Origin of the sequence: Phenylobacterium sp. J367, assembly GCF_024699985.1 — a bacterium.
Lineage (GTDB): Bacteria > Pseudomonadota > Alphaproteobacteria > Caulobacterales > Caulobacteraceae > Phenylobacterium.
The window spans coordinates 4,552,010-4,565,922 of the sequence record NZ_JAJONA010000001.1; the positions used below are offsets into that span (position 1 = coordinate 4,552,010).

The following is a 13,913-nucleotide window of genomic DNA, read 5'->3' on the forward strand; positions in this document are numbered from 1 at the left end:
GCCCTAAAGCAGCGAGCCCTTACCCGAGGTGATCTCGGAATAGCGGTGCACGCGCACGCTCATGACGAGCCCGAAGCCGATCATCACCGTCAGCATGACGGTGCCGCCGTAGGACAGCATCGGCATCGGCACGCCCACCACCGGCGCCAGGCCCATGACCATCGCCCCGTTGATCAGGACGTAGAGGGTGAAGGTCGAGATCAGCCCCGCGGCCGCCAGCCGGCCGAAGTGGCTGTGGCTGATGTAGGCCGTCCTGAGCGCCATGAAGATCACGGCCGCATAGAGGATCAGCACCGAGATGCAGCCGACGAAGCCGAACTCCTCGGCGAGCGTGGCGAAGATGAAGTCGGTCTGCTTCTCCGGCAGGAAGTTGAGCTGGCTCTGCGAGCCCAGGCCGTAGCCCTTGCCCAGCAGGCCGCCGGAGCCCAGGGCGATCATCGACTGCAGGATGTGGTAGCCCGACCCGGAGGGGTCGCTCTCGGGGTCGAGGAAGGTCAGCACCCTCTGGCGCTGGTAGTCGTGCATCACGAAGATCACGAAGGGCGGCACGATGGCGATGAACGCGGCGATGGCGCCGGCGATGATCCGCCAGTCGAGGCCGGCCAGCACGACGATCGCCGCTCCGGTCAGCAGGATCAGCATGGCGGTGCCGAGGTCCGGCTGGTGGGCCACCAGCAGCACCGGCACGAAGATCATCAGGGCCGGGATCGCCAGCCACCAGGAGAGCCTGGCCTGATCCGCCGAGACCGAGTGATAGAACCGCGCCAGGGCCATCACGATGCCGAGCTTCATGATCTCGGACGGCTGGAAGCTGAACGACCCGATGGAGAGCCAGCGCTGGGCGCCCAGGCGGGTGTCGCCGAAAAGCTCCACGGCGACTAGCAGCACTAGGCCGAAGCCGTAGATCGGATACGACAGCGCGAACCAGACCCGGATGTCGATCATCGCCAGCGCGATCATCATCCCCAGGCAGATGCTGAAGCGGATCACGTGGTTGGCGGCCCAGGGCGTCCAGGAGGAGCCGGCCACCGAGAACAGCATCACGGCGCCCGCGCCCGCGATCAGGCACAGGAAGAGGACAAAGATCCAGTCGATCTCACTCAGCTTGACGATCAGCCGGTCGCGTTCGCCGGGGCGGGTGAGCGCCGAGACGGTCATGCGGGATCTCGCGCGGGAGGAGCGGCGGCGGGCGCGCCCGAAGCCGGGCGCGGGGGCGCCTCGGCTGTCGCCATCAGCGGCGCCTCCGGCACGATGTCGGCCTCGGGGTCGGGCGCGAGCTCGGGCATGGGCAGCGGCTTCTGGATGCGCGCCACGAGTTCGGGATCCTTCAAGAGGGCCACGCGCATGATCTCGCGGGCACGCGGCGCGGCGGCCGTAGAGCCGCCCATGCCGTGCTGGACGATGACCGCGAGCGCATAGCGGGGGCGCATCGAGCGGCGCGAAGGCCACGAACAGGCCGTGGTCGCGCAGCCGCCAGGGCCGCCCTTCCCGCGCGTCCCGCCGGCCTTGTAGCTGTAGACCTGCGCCGTACCTGTCTTGCCGGCCATCAGGATGTCGCCGAGGCCGAGCTGCGAGGCTCGGAAGCCGGTCCCGCCCGCCTCCGTCACCGCGGCCATGCCGTCGCGGACATAGTTCAGGTGGTCCTGCGGGAACGGCAGGTCCGGCGCGTCCGAGCCGCGCTTCATCTCCCTGCCGCCGACCGACTTGATCAGCCGCGGATTGAGCGCCTTCTTGCCGTTCGCGAGGCGGGCGGTCATCACCGCCAGCTGCAGGCAGTTGGCGGTCAACATACCCTGGCCGATGCCGTAGCTGAGCGACTCGCCGGGATGCCACTTGGGATCCCTCGGACGGTTCTTCCGGACCCATTCGGTCGAGGGGACGATGCCCTTCTTCTGGCCGGGAATGCCGATGTCGAAGGTCTGGCCGAAGCCAAACTCACGGGCCACGGCGGCGATGCGGTCCGGGCCGATGCGATGCGCCACGCTGTAGAAATAGACGTCGCAGGAGTTCTTGATCGCGTCCCGCATGTTCTGCGGACCGTGGCCTTCCTTCTTGTGACAGCGGAAGTAGCGGCCGCCGAACTGCATGCCGCCGCCGCATGACACCCGAAGCTCCGGATCGATCCCGGCTTCCAGAGCCGCGAGCGCGGTCATGGTCTTGAAGGTCGAGCCCGGCGGGTAGGTGCCGGACAGGCACTTGTCGAGCAGCGGATTGCGCTCGTAGTTGGCCAGCGCCCGGTACTGGGCGCCTTGCAGCCCGCGGACGAACAGGTTGGCGTCGAAGCTGGGCGCGGACAGCATGCACAGGATGTCGCCCGTGCGGCAGTCGATCATCACCGCACCGCCGCTCTCCTCGCCGAACACCTCGAGCGCGCGGTTCTGGATGTCCACGTCGAGGGTGAGCTGGATTTCCTGGCCCGGCACAGCGGGGATGTCGCCGTTCGGGTCGTGGCGCACCTCGCGGCCGTTGGCGTCGACTTCCACCTTGCGGGCGCCGGGCTTGCCCCGCAGGTCCAGGTCGAAGGCCTTCTCGACGCCCTGCTTGCCGATCCGGAAGCTCGGGTGGAGCATGATCGGGTCGGAGTTCGGGCCGGTCGGCTTGATGTCTTCCCTGTTCACCTTGGCGACGTAGCCGATCACGTGGGCGAAGGCGCCGCCGTGCGGATAGACCCTGACCTCGCCCATGTCGGCGGTGACGCCGGGCAGTTCAGGCGCGCGGACGTTGATCGCGCTGAACTGCTCCCAGCTCATGTCCTCCATGACCGAGACAGGCGCGCGCTTCGGGGCGTTCTTGATGTCGCGCACCAGCCGCTTCATGCGCGGCTCCTCGATGGGCACGAAGTTGGCGAGCGTCTTCAGGGTGTCTTCCGGCTTCTGGTCCTCGTCGCGGGCGACGAGCAGGCGGAAGTTCGGTCGGTTGGCCGCCAGGATCTCACCGTTGCGGTCGGTGATCAGGCCTCGAGGCGGGGTGACGAGCTTGAAATTGAACTGGTTGGACGCCGACAGCTTCTCGTACCGCTGGGTCTCCAGAAGCTGGAGGTAGGCCAGCCTGCCGCCGAGCGCGGTGATCCCAAGACCGGCGATGCCGCCCAGCAGGAAGGCCCGGCGGTGGAACACGCCCTGCCGCTCGTTGACATCCTCGAAGTAGATCGCGGGTTCGGCCATTAACCGGCGCCCCCTACCGGAACCTGACGTCGGCGTCTTCGAACATGTCGATGAGCCGATGTGCGAAGGGATAAAGGATGATTGTGGCGAGGTATTGCCACAGCATGGGGATCAGGCCGGGCGGATTCTTCACGTCCAGCATCACGAACAGATAGGCCGCCAGCATGGCCTGTGGCGACCACGAGCGCGTACCAGGCCCACAGGATCGTCCGGCTCTGGCCGGCCATGATCGGCCGGGCCGCCAGCACCACGCCATAGGCGATCAGCAGGCACAGCGCCCACAGGCCCAGCGGCCCGCCCCAGTAGAGGTCGAGGAAGAAGCCCATCGCCAGCACGAGGAACGGCGCGATCATCGAGGGGCGGATCACCGCCCAGGCGAACACCACGGCCAGCGGGAAGATCGGTTCGGGCAGCCTGAGCCCCCAGATCCGCAGCGGCACGCCGAACAGGATGGTCGCCGCCAGGACCTGCACCATCGGGATGCCCAGCCACCTCCAGGGTTCGAGCGACCGGGCCTGGCTCATGGCGTGGCGGCCTTCGGCGCCGGCGTCGCCGCAGCCTTCGCAGCCGGCGTGGCCGCCTTGGGCGGCGGCGTGGCGGCGGCCTTGGGCGCGGGCGTGGCGGCGGCGGGCGCCGCAGGCCCAGCCGCCGGGGCTGGGGCGCGGTTCAGCGGCGCGGGCGCGGCGCCGGTGACTGCCGGGGTCGTCGCGCCCGTGGGGGCGGCGTCGCCGGAACTGGAGGCGGCAGGGTCGGCGCGCCGGGCGTCGGCGGCGGGACACTCGTCCTGTCGAGGTCCTTGTAGTTCACCAGTTGGGTGAAATCCTCGAAGAGCAGGATGCGCACGAAGTCGATGGCGGACTTGTCCGAGGCCAGCACCACCCGCCACTGGCCGTCCAGGCCCTTCACCGCCGTGCCGACCGGCAGGCCGCGCGGCAGCACGCCGCCGTCGCCCGAGGTCAGGATGCGGTCGCCCTGCTTCACCGGATCGATGCCGCGCAGGTAGTCGAGTTTGGGGTTCGGTCCGCCGTCGCCCGTCAGAATGGCCCGCGCGTTGGTCCGGTCGATCATCACCGGCGTCCGCGACGCGATGTCGGTGAGCAGCAGCACGCGGCTCGCCCCATCCGTCACCCCGATCACCCGGCCCACCAGGCCGTGCTCGCTCATCACCGGATTGCCGCTCTCGACGCCCTTCTCGCGGCCGGCATTGGCCAGGCGGGTGTTGGCGTAGGGGCCGCGGCTGTCGGTCACGATGCGGGCCGCCACCATCGGGATCGGCGGATCGGTCTTGAGGCCCAGCAGGACGCGGTAGCGTTCGTTGGTGTCGCGCAGCGCGATGGCCACGTCGCGCCACTGGCGCATCTCGCGCAGCTCGCCCTTCAGCCGGCGGTTCTCGGAGACCGCGAAGAAGTAGCCGCGGATCGTCTCGACGCCGGCGCCGGTCCAGCGGCCGGGCGCGGACAGCACCTCGCCCACGGGGGTCAGGACGCGGTCAGACACGCTGCGGCTCGCGCCGTAGGCCTCGGCCTGGAAGGTCTCGCGACGGTCCGACATGAGGACCGCCGTGGCCGCGACGCCGGCCACGATCACGGCCACGGCCGCGGTCCAGGCCAGCGGGACCTTCAGTTCACCAAGCGGACTGTCCCGTAAGGACACCTAAAGCCTCGTCTGCGCGCGCCCCCCGGCCGCCCATTCGCGTCCGGTCAGATTACCGGTCCTAGGCTAGCGTCGATTCGAGGACGCCCTTCATCCATTTCGGATGTTCGAGCACCTTGCCGCACCCGAGCGCCACGCAGCTCAGCGGGTCGTCGGCCACGGTCACCGGCAGGCCCGTGTGGTCGCGGATCTCGGCGTCCAGGCCGCGCAGCAGCGCGCCGCCGCCGGTCAGCATGATGCCCTTGTCGGCGATGTCCGAGGCAAGCTCCGGCGGGGTGGCTTCCAGCGCCATCTTCACCGCGTCGACGATTTGACCGACCGGCTCGGAGAGCGCGTCCGAAGCCTGCTTCTCGGAGATGCGGACCTCGCGCGGCACGCCCTGCATCAGGTCGCGACCCTTCACCTCGATGGAGAGGCCTTCGCCGTCGGCCGGCGCGCGGGCCGTGCCGATCTCCTTCTTGATCCGCTCGGCGGTGGTCTCGCCGATCAGGAGGTTATGGTTGCGGCGCATGTAGCTGATGATCGCCTCGTCCATCTTGTCGCCGCCGACGCGGACCGAACGGGAATAGACGATGCCCGAGAGCGAGAGGACGGCCACCTCGGTGGTGCCGCCGCCGATGTCGACCACCATCGAGCCGGTGGGCTCGTGGATCGGCAGGCCAGCCCCTATGGCGGCGGCCATCGGTTCGTCGATCAGGCCCACGCGGCGGCCGCCGGCGTTCAGGCAGCTGTCGTTGATGGCGCGGCGTTCCACCGCGGTGGCGCCCGACGGCACGCACACGATCACCTTCGGGTTCACGAAGCCCTTGCGGTTGTGAACCTTGCGGATGAAGTACTTGATCATCTCCTCGGCGACTTCGAAGTCGGCGATGACCCCGTCGCGCATCGGACGGATGGCTTCCATGTGACCGGGAGTGCGGCCGAGCATCTGCTTGGCCTCGATGCCGACGGCGTGCACCACCTTGCGACCGCCGACGTTGCGCAGCGCGACCACCGAGGGCTCGTTGAGCACGATGCCCTTGCCCTTCATGTAGATCAGCGTGTTCGCCGTGCCGAGGTCAATGGCGATGTCATTCGAGATCGCGCCGAAGAGGGATTGGATCATGCAAGGCCCTGGTGCATGGGGGCTGAAAACGTGCGGTCCGCCGGCGATACCGAAACGACCCGACTTGCGCACGAGATTGCGCTGAGTCGCACCGCTTTGCTGGCAGGTTCATTCCCCCTCTGCCCTGTGGGGTGGTTGAATTCAAGCGCGAAACGGAGCTCTGCGCTCTCGCGTCGCGCGCGAATTTCCGCTGCGCGGTTCGCCCGAGAATCGCCACGGTTCTGGAGGGTGGCGCCCAACGGGTTCGCTACTCCACCGCGAGGATGACATGCGGCGCCTTCACGAGCGCGGTCGCCGCCGCCCCGGGCGCGAGGCCGAGCGCCTCGGCGCTCTCCAGTGTCACGGTGGCGACGAGGGTCTTGCCGGCCCCGATGTCGAGCGCGATCTCGCTGTTCACGGCGCCGTCTTCGCGGCGGACCACGACGCCCGCGATCTGGTTGCGGGCCGAGGTGCGCAGGCCCTCCCCCGCGCCAGCACCACGAAGCTGGCCTTGATCAGGGCGATCGCCGGCTGGCCGGCGGCAAGGCCCAGTTCCTCGACGCTTCGCCGGGTAAGGCTCGCCACGATCGCCACGCCCTCGCCGATGTCCAGCGTCACCTCGGCGCTGACGGCGCCCCCGGTGATGTGACTGATCCGGCCCCGAAGGGCGTTGCGCGCGCTGGTCCGCATGCCGAGGCTCCAGAAGAGGTCGCCGACCGGTTCGGCGGCCACGTGGCTTTCGAGCTTGGCGAGCGCGGCGTCGATCTCGGCCCGCACGCGGCCGAAGGCGGCGACCACCGCATGGCCCTTCGGCGTCAGCGACGCAGCTCCGCCCTGCCGGCCCCCGGGCGCCGCGGCGATCAGCGGGGCCTCGAAGAGGTTGTTGAGCGCCTGCACCGCATCCCAGGCCGTCTTGTAGCTGAGGTCCAGCTTCCGCGCCGCGGCGCTGATCGATCCGAGTTCGGCCACCGCCTCCAGCAGGGCCACGCGTTCCAGCCCGACGCGGGCGCCGCCGCGTCGGAAGGTCAGGCTGGCGCGGAGGTCTTCGGTCATGTGGTTTCCAGGGCGGCGTCGAGGCGTTATGTAGTCTTACCACATATCGGAGAGGGGCATGCTCAGGGGACTGCTGGCGCTGGCCGCCTCTCTGCTGGCGCCCGCCACGGCCGGCGCCGCCGAGGCGTCCGTGGCCGTGGCCGCGAATTTCGCCGAGCCGGCCCGCATCATCGCCGAGCGGTTCAGGGCCCGCACCGGTCACACGGCGACGCTGAGCTTCGGCTCGTCGGGCCAGTTCTACGCCCAGATCGCCAACGGGGCGCCCTTCCAGGTCTTCCTGTCCGCCGACGCGGAACGGCCGCAGAGGGCGGAGGCCGCGGGCCTGACGGTTCCCGGCACGCGCTTCACCTACGCCACCGGCCGCCTGGTGCTCTACAGCCGCGACGGCGGGCGGGTCGACGGACGGGGCGAGGTGCTCCGGAAGGGCGGCTTCGAGAAGCTGGCCATCGCCGACCCGAAGACCGCCCCGTACGGCGTCGCGGCGGTGGAGACGCTGCGCAAGCTCGGCCTCTACGACAGGCTCGCGCCGAAGATCGTCCAGGGCGCCTCGATCACCCAGGCGTGGCAGTTCACCCAGACCGGAGCGGCCGAGGTCGGCTTCGTGGCGCTCTCACAGGCGGTCGCCGGGACGGGCGGCTCGCGCTGGCTGGTCCCGGCCAGCCTCCACACGCCGATCGACCAGCAGGCCGTGCTGCTCAGGACCGGCCGAAGCAATCCGGCCGCCGTCGCCTTCCTGCAGTTCCTGAAAAGCCCGGAGGCCAAGGCCGTGATCCGCCGGTACGGCTACCAGGTCCGCTGACGCATGGCCGAGGTGATCTGGACCACCGCCCGCCTGGCCGGCCTCACGACGGTCCTGCTCCTCGTGCTGGCGACGCCGATCGCCTGGTGGCTGGCCCGGGGACAGGGGGTCGCGCGGGAGATCGTCGGCGCGGTCGTCGGCCTGCCGATCCTGCTGCCGCCGACGGTGCTGGGCTTCTACCTGCTGCTCGCGCTTGGCCCCGACAGCCTGCTGATGGCGCCGCTGCAGGCGCTGGGCGTCCGCACCCTGGCCTTCACCTTCACCGGCCTCGTCATCGGCTCGCTGGTCTATTCCCTGCCCTTCGCGGTCCAGCCGCTGCGCAACGCCTTCCTGGCCGTGGGACGCCACAACCTCGACGCCGCCGCCACCCTGGGCGCCCATCCCCTGACCGTCTTCGGCCGCATCGCCCTGCCGCTGGCCGCGCCCGGCTACTTCGTCGCCGCCATCCTGACCTTCGCCCACACGGTGGGGGAGTTCGGGGTGGTGCTGATGATCGGCGGCGGCATCCCGGGGAAAACTGAGGTGCTCTCCATCGAGATCTACCGGCTGGTGGAGGCCCTCGAATGGCGCGACGCCCATGTGCTGGCCGGCCTGCTGGTCGCCTTCGGCTTCGCGGTCATGCTGGCGCTCCTGATGCTCGAGCGACGTGTCGCGCGGACGGCGACGGAAGACCTCTAGCGCCCCCCAGGCAGCCTGAAGCCGTGGGTCTTGAGGATCGCCCGGGCCTCGGGATCGCGCAGAAACCGGTAGAACATCTCCGCCCCGGCGCTCGCGCCCTTCAGCACCACCGCGCGCTGGCGCATGGGTTTGTGCGCAGTCTCCGGGACCAGGACGTAGGTCCCGGCCCCCTGCACCTTCGGGACGACCGCGATACTGAGCGGCAGCAGCGCCGCCTGGACGCCCCCGGAGGTGACGACCTGGGCCATCTGGGTCGATGTCTCGACGAGGGCGACCTTCGGCTGCAGGGGCATCCACACCTTCGCCTGGGTCAGGGCGTCGCGGGAGGCGCGGCCATAGGGACCATTGGTGGTGAAGAGCGCGAGCTTCTGCAGCCGGCCGTCCTCCGCCGCCGCGGCGAGGTCGCGCAGGCGGGCGTCCAGGCGGACCTTCGAGGCCTTGGGCACGAACAGGCAAAGCCGTCCGATCCCGTAGAGCGCACCCGAATTGGCGGTGAGCCCGGCCTTTTGGAGCTGGTCCACATAGGCCTCGTCCGAGGCCATGAACACTTCGAACCGTGTCTCGCCGCCCTGGATCTGCCGGGCGAACCCGGCGCTGGGCCCGTAGAGCACCCGCACGGTCTTGCCGGTGCGTTTCTGGTAGGCGGCGATCACCAGGGGCAAGGCGTCGGCGAGGTCGGAGGCCGCGGCGATAACCGGCGCCGGCTGCGCCAGGACCGCCCGCGGCGCGAGGGCCGCAGCCACAGCCATCTGCAGGGTGGCGCGCCGGGAGGTCATCGATCCTCTAGTAGAGCTTGGAATAGGGCGAAGCCAAGGCGTCTCAGATTCCGGCCAGGACCTCCGTGACCGCGGTCACCTGGCCGCCGGATCCTTCGCCCCGCCGCCCACGGCGAACACCCTGCCGCCGATCGCGACGCCGGCCAGGCCGTGGCGCGGAGTGCGCATCGCCGGCCCCGCGGCCCACTGGTCCGTCGCCGGATCATAGACCCAGCAGTCGGGGATCACGCCCGGACCGCCCTCGCCGCCGAACACATAGAGCTTGCCGCCCGCCGCGGCGCCCGCCAGCCCGCCCGCGGCGCGGGGCATGGGGCGCAGGGTCTCCCAGCGGTCGGTCTTCGGATCATAGCGGTCGAGCCGCGCGGAGTTGCCCTCCCCCACGCGACGGCCGCCGGCCAGGTAGAAGACACCGTCCAGGACCGCGCCGGTCGCGCTGTTGCGGGCCAGCGGGCAAGGCGCGGCGATCGACCACCGCTGCGCCCGCGCGTCGAACACCTGGTGCAGGGCGATGTCGCCCTGGTCGTTCCAGGCGCGGTTGGAGGCGCCCTTCGGCGCCCGGCCGCTGGCGATGTGGATGCGGTCGCCCAGCGTCACCGCCACGGTCTCGCACTGGAGCTGCGGCATGGGCGGCGCGGGGGGTCCAGGCCTTGCCGTCGAAGGCGAGGGTGTCGGGGATCGCCACCCAGCCGCCCTCTTCCGTCACCTGGAAGCCTCCGAAGGCGTAGAGCCGGTCGCGGGCGGCGGCCAGAACCGGATGGTGGCGCGCGAACGGCAGCCGCGGCCCCTCCGTCCAGCGGTCCGTCGTGGGATTGTAGAGGCCGAGACGGTCCTGCGGGTTGATCCCGGCGCGGAGGCCCTGAAGCCCCGGCGACATGCCGCCGGCGATCGCCACCTGGCCGCGGAAGGCCGCGCCATAGACCTCCTGCACGGTCCAGGGGATGTCGGCGCAGGGGCTCCACCGGGCGGCGGCGCCCGCCGCGGCGGGCACAGCGCCGGCGAGGCCGGCGGCGAGGACGGTTCGGCGATCGATCATCCGGCCAATCTGGCGCCTCAGCCGAGCGTCGTCATCAGCACACCCAGCGTCGTCAGCAGGCCGCCGACCCACTGGCGCGCGCTCGGCCGCTCGCGGAACAGGCGATGGCCGACGGCGGCGGCGATCGGCGTCTCGATCAGGCCGACGGCGCGCACCGGCCCGGCCGGCGACAAGGCGAGCGCCGCGAACCAGCAGGCTGAGGCCAGAGATCCGAAAAAGCCCGCCGCCAGCGAGGAGCGCCAGGAGGTGGCGACGGCCCGCAGCGCCTCGGGCCGGGTCGCCGCGAGCAGGCCGGTCAGCACCGCCGACTGCATGACCTGAGCGACCACCAGGGCCGCGGTGGCCGAAAAGATCGGGTGGGCCGGATCCAGCGCCAGGCCCGCCTGCCGGTAGCCGTTGAAAGCGACCGCGAAGCCTGCGCCGGCGGCTAGGCCGAGCAGACCGCCGGCCAGGCCGTGCTCCATCTGGTCGCGCCTGGGCCACGACAGCACGCCCAGGCCCACGGTCGCCAGCGCGATCCCGCTCCAGGCGTGGGCCGCGAGGTCGTCGCCCAGCGCCACCCAGCCGAGCAAGGCGCCAAGCGGCAGGGCCGACTGCTGCAGCACGCTCGCCACCGCGAAGCCGGACCGTCGCATGGCCATCAACAGGAAGCCGGTGGCCGCGACCTGGGCGATGGCGCCGACCATCGCGCCCAGCCAGAATCGCAGCGACGGATCGGGCTTGGCGTCGCGCGTCAGCAGCGCCACGACGGTGAAGATCAGGATCGAGAACGGAAGGCCGAACAGGAAGCGGACCAGCGTCGCGCCCCACGGGCCGGCGTCGCCCACCAGCCCGCGCTGCATGGCGTTGCGCGCCACCTGCAGCGGCGCGGCCACGGCGGCCAGGAAAACCCAGAGCATGGCAATAGAATCCCACGTCATCCCTCCCCTTCAGGGGAGGGAACGACTCGCCAAGGGCGAGCGGGGTGGGGAAGCCACGATCAAGCACGGCGCCTGGACGTGAAGCCCCACCCGTCGCGCGCTGCCGCGCTCCACCCTCCCCCTGAAGGGGAGGGATGATACGTCTCAGAACCCGCTCGCCACCCGGGCGTCCGGCGCGCTCTTCTCCTTGCGCGCCATGAGGTTGTTCAGGGCGTTCACGTAGGCCTTGGCCGACGCCGTGAGCGTGTCGGTGTCCGCGGCCTGTCCCGTGGCGATGCGGCCGTCCTCCTCGAGGCGGACCGAGACCTGGGCCTGGGCGTCGGTCCCCTCCGTCACCGCGTGCACCTGGAACAGGCGCAGGATGGCCTCGTGCGGCACGACCTCGTGGATGGCGTTGAACACCGCGTCGACCGGTCCGTCGCCGGTGGCGTTGGCGGACTTCTCGGCGCCGTCGATGGTGACGGTCAGGAAGGCCTCTTGCGGCCCTTCGGTGCCGGCGATCACCCGCAGGTGCTTCACCTGCACGCGGTCGGCCTGGCTGGCCAGGGCGTCGTCGACCAGGGCGACCAGGTCGTCGTCGAAGACGTGCTTCTTCTTGTCGGCCAAGTCCTTGAAGCGCTGGAACGCCTCGTTCAGGGCGTTCTGGCCCAGCTCGTAGCCCAGCGCCTTCAGCTTCTCGCGGAAGGCGTGGCGGCCGGAGTGCTTGCCCATCACCAGGTTCGAGGAGCCCTGCCCCACGTCCTCCGGCTGCATGATCTCGTAGGTGCCGCGGTCCTTCAGCATCCCGTCCTGGTGGATCCCGCTCTCGTGGGCGAAGGCGTTCTTGCCGACGATCGCCTTGTTGAACTGCACCGGGAAGCCGGTGATCGCGGAGACGTAGCGGCTGGCGCGGGTGATGTGCTGGGTCTCGATGCCGGTGAAGAACGGCAGGGTGTCGCCGCGGACCCGCAGCGCCATGACGATCTCTTCCAGGGCCGCGTTGCCGGCCCGCTCGCCGATGCCGTTGACCGCCACCTCGACCTGCCGCGCGCCGCCCTGCACGCCGGCCAGGCTGTTGGCGACGGCCAGGCCCAGGTCGTTGTGGCAGTGGGTGGAGAAGATCACCCGGTCGGCGCCGTCGACGTTCTCGATGATGTCGCGGAACATGTCCGCGTACTCGGACGGGTAGCTGTAGCCCACCGTGTCCGGCAGGTTGATCGTCTGGGCCCCGGCGCGGATCGCGGCCTCGACGCAGCGGCGCAGGAAGTCCTGCTCGGTGCGGGTGGCGTCCTGGGCCGACCACTCCACGTCGCCGCACAGGTTGCGGGCGTGGGTCACCGACTTGGTGATCATCTCCAGGATGTCCTCCTGGCTGGCGCGCAGGATGTGGTCCCGGTGAGAGGGGCTGGTGGAGAGGAAGGTGTGGATCCGTCCGCGCTTCGCTTTGCGGATCGCCTCGGCGCACCGCTCGATGTCGGCCATGCCCGCGCGGGCCAGGCCGCAGACCGTGCTCTCCGTGACGATCTCGGAGATCGCGCGGACCGCCTCGAAGTCGCCGTTGGAGGCGATCGGGAAGCCGGCCTCGATCACGTCGACGCGCAGGTCTTCGAGGATCTTGGCGAGCTCGATCTTCTCGTCCAGCGACATGGAGGCGCCGGGCGACTGCTCGCCGTCGCGCATGGTGGTGTCGAAGACGATGACCCGGTCCTTTTCGGAGCGGGGTGCGATCTCGGATACGGTGTCCGAAGCTTGGGCGGTCATGGGAGAAGTCTCTTCGCGGAGGTTTTCGGGTCGTCGGGCGGGGGTTCGAAAGCCCCTGAGCGCCCGGCCGCGAAGTCTCGCGGGCCTAGAGAGGCCCAGGGGCGGCTAAGCCCCAGCGAGAGAAGAAGCAGGCTGTCGCGCCGCGTTTGCATGGCGCAAGTCTGTACCGAAGCGGGCGCTTCGGGGCAAGCATCTTGCGTGTCGCAGGGGTTTTCGGACGTCTACGGCAAGATTCTGCCCGTCCACCCCAAGCTCAGCCGTTCCGCTCCCGCCGCCTGAGCCAGCCCCGGGCGAGCCAGCCAAGACCCAGCCAGAGCACCGCGACCAGGGCGATGGTCCACGCGTGGCGGCCGATCTCGCCGCGCATGAGCTGCACGATGGAGGCGCCCGCGAAGGCGGTGAGCACGATCTTCGGCACGATGCCGATGCCGGTGCCGGCCACGAATTGCAGGCTGCGCATGGGCGTCACGCCCGCCGCCATGTTGACCACGATGAACGGCGCCGAGGGCACCAGCCGGACGATCAGGCTGGCCAGGAAGCCGTTCTCTCCGACCATCCGCATGAACCGCTGGACGCCCGCCCCGGAGAACCGCTCCAGGGTCTTCGCCCCCGCCGCGCGGCCCAGGTAGAAGCCGACCAGGGCCGAGACCATCGTGCCGATCCAGGAGTAGACCGCGCCGGTCACCGGGCCGAAGGCGACCACGGCGGCGGCGATCAGCACGATCTGCGGGACGCCCACGAACGCCAGAAGGGCGAAGGCCGCCACGGCCACCGGCAGCGCCCACGCCCCGGCGCCCGCCCCCATCCAGCGCTCCACCGTCGCCTCGCCGTCGAAGCCCAGCACCTGGCCCCCGAACAGGAAGACCACGCCGACCCCGCCGAACAGCACGAAGGAGACCGCCAGCGCCCGCCAGGCCTTGGCGTCCATGTCCGAGAGGAACTGCAGAAGGCCGCGCATCGGCGCTCAGGTCGCCCATCAGGGCGGATGGGTCAAGCATGCCGGCTCCCGCGCC

At 70.4% G+C, this 13,913-nt stretch carries 14 protein-coding genes; 2 read left to right on the forward strand and 12 right to left on the reverse strand.

The features are described from left to right. Window positions 1-3 precede the first annotated feature (3 nt). The 7 genes from rodA to LRS04_RS24240 form a co-directional block, all read right to left on the reverse strand. On the reverse strand, window positions 4-1,158 hold the full coding sequence (gene rodA / locus LRS04_RS24210; protein ID WP_257818617.1) for a rod shape-determining protein RodA: 1,155 nt from the start codon (window positions 1,156-1,158) through the stop codon (window positions 4-6). Further along, complete coding sequence (mrdA, locus tag LRS04_RS24215) at window positions 1,155-3,164, reverse strand: penicillin-binding protein 2 (RefSeq protein WP_257818620.1); 2,010 nt, start codon at window positions 3,162-3,164, stop codon at window positions 1,155-1,157. Before mrdA ends, rodA begins: the two co-directional genes overlap by 4 nt. Further along, window positions 3,164-3,688, reverse strand: a complete 525-nt coding sequence (locus LRS04_RS24220) for a hypothetical protein (protein ID WP_257818621.1) — start codon at window positions 3,686-3,688, stop codon at window positions 3,164-3,166. Before LRS04_RS24220 ends, mrdA begins: the two co-directional genes overlap by 1 nt. Before the next feature lie 142 nt (window positions 3,689-3,830). Then, window positions 3,831-4,817 (reverse strand): rod shape-determining protein MreC, encoded by a 987-nt coding sequence (gene mreC, locus LRS04_RS24225; RefSeq protein WP_308238225.1) that lies wholly within the window; start codon window positions 4,815-4,817, stop codon window positions 3,831-3,833. Between the two features lie 61 nt (window positions 4,818-4,878). After that, window positions 4,879-5,922 (reverse strand): rod shape-determining protein, encoded by a 1,044-nt coding sequence (locus LRS04_RS24230; protein WP_257818622.1) that lies wholly within the window; start codon window positions 5,920-5,922, stop codon window positions 4,879-4,881. Window positions 5,923-6,169: 247 nt separating this feature from the next. Beyond that, on the reverse strand, window positions 6,170-6,319 hold the full coding sequence (locus tag LRS04_RS24235; protein ID WP_257818624.1) for a TOBE domain-containing protein: 150 nt from the start codon (window positions 6,317-6,319) through the stop codon (window positions 6,170-6,172). After that, on the reverse strand, window positions 6,316-6,954 hold the full coding sequence (locus tag LRS04_RS24240) for a TOBE domain-containing protein (protein WP_257818625.1): 639 nt from the start codon (window positions 6,952-6,954) through the stop codon (window positions 6,316-6,318). Before LRS04_RS24240 ends, LRS04_RS24235 begins: the two co-directional genes overlap by 4 nt. A 58-nt stretch (window positions 6,955-7,012) precedes the next feature. Here LRS04_RS24240 and modA (LRS04_RS24245) point away from each other — a divergent pair, with 58 nt between their 5' ends. Together modA (LRS04_RS24245) and modB are read left to right on the forward strand one after the other, a co-directional pair. Then, window positions 7,013-7,753 carry a molybdate ABC transporter substrate-binding protein gene (modA, locus tag LRS04_RS24245; RefSeq protein ID WP_257818627.1) on the forward strand — a complete coding sequence of 247 codons (741 nt, stop codon included), beginning with the start codon at window positions 7,013-7,015 and terminating at the stop codon, window positions 7,751-7,753. Window positions 7,754-7,756: 3 nt separating this feature from the next. Next, window positions 7,757-8,431: a molybdate ABC transporter permease subunit gene (modB, locus tag LRS04_RS24250; RefSeq protein WP_257818628.1), complete on the forward strand. Its 675-nt coding sequence runs from the start codon at window positions 7,757-7,759 to the stop codon at window positions 8,429-8,431. On the opposite strand, the gene modA (LRS04_RS24255) is transcribed toward modB, so the two are convergent. The 5 genes from modA (LRS04_RS24255) to LRS04_RS24275 form a co-directional block, all read right to left on the reverse strand. Then, window positions 8,428-9,207, reverse strand: a complete 780-nt coding sequence (gene modA / locus LRS04_RS24255) for a molybdate ABC transporter substrate-binding protein (RefSeq protein WP_257818631.1) — start codon at window positions 9,205-9,207, stop codon at window positions 8,428-8,430. The genes modB and modA (LRS04_RS24255) overlap by 4 nt on opposite strands. A gap of 75 nt (window positions 9,208-9,282) precedes the next feature. Beyond that, a complete protein-coding gene (locus LRS04_RS24260; protein ID WP_257818633.1) occupies window positions 9,283-9,831 on the reverse strand; it encodes a kelch repeat-containing protein in 549 nt (182 codons plus the stop codon). 426 nt (window positions 9,832-10,257) lie between these two features. Then, a complete protein-coding gene (locus LRS04_RS24265) occupies window positions 10,258-11,139 on the reverse strand; it encodes a DMT family transporter (protein ID WP_257818635.1) in 882 nt (293 codons plus the stop codon). A gap of 165 nt (window positions 11,140-11,304) precedes the next feature. Continuing rightward, window positions 11,305-12,900 (reverse strand): 2-isopropylmalate synthase, encoded by a 1,596-nt coding sequence (locus tag LRS04_RS24270; protein ID WP_257818636.1) that lies wholly within the window; start codon window positions 12,898-12,900, stop codon window positions 11,305-11,307. 253 nt (window positions 12,901-13,153) lie between these two features. Then, window positions 13,154-13,858, reverse strand: a complete 705-nt coding sequence (locus LRS04_RS24275) for a TVP38/TMEM64 family protein (protein ID WP_257818637.1) — start codon at window positions 13,856-13,858, stop codon at window positions 13,154-13,156. Window positions 13,859-13,913: the final 55 nt, after the last annotated feature.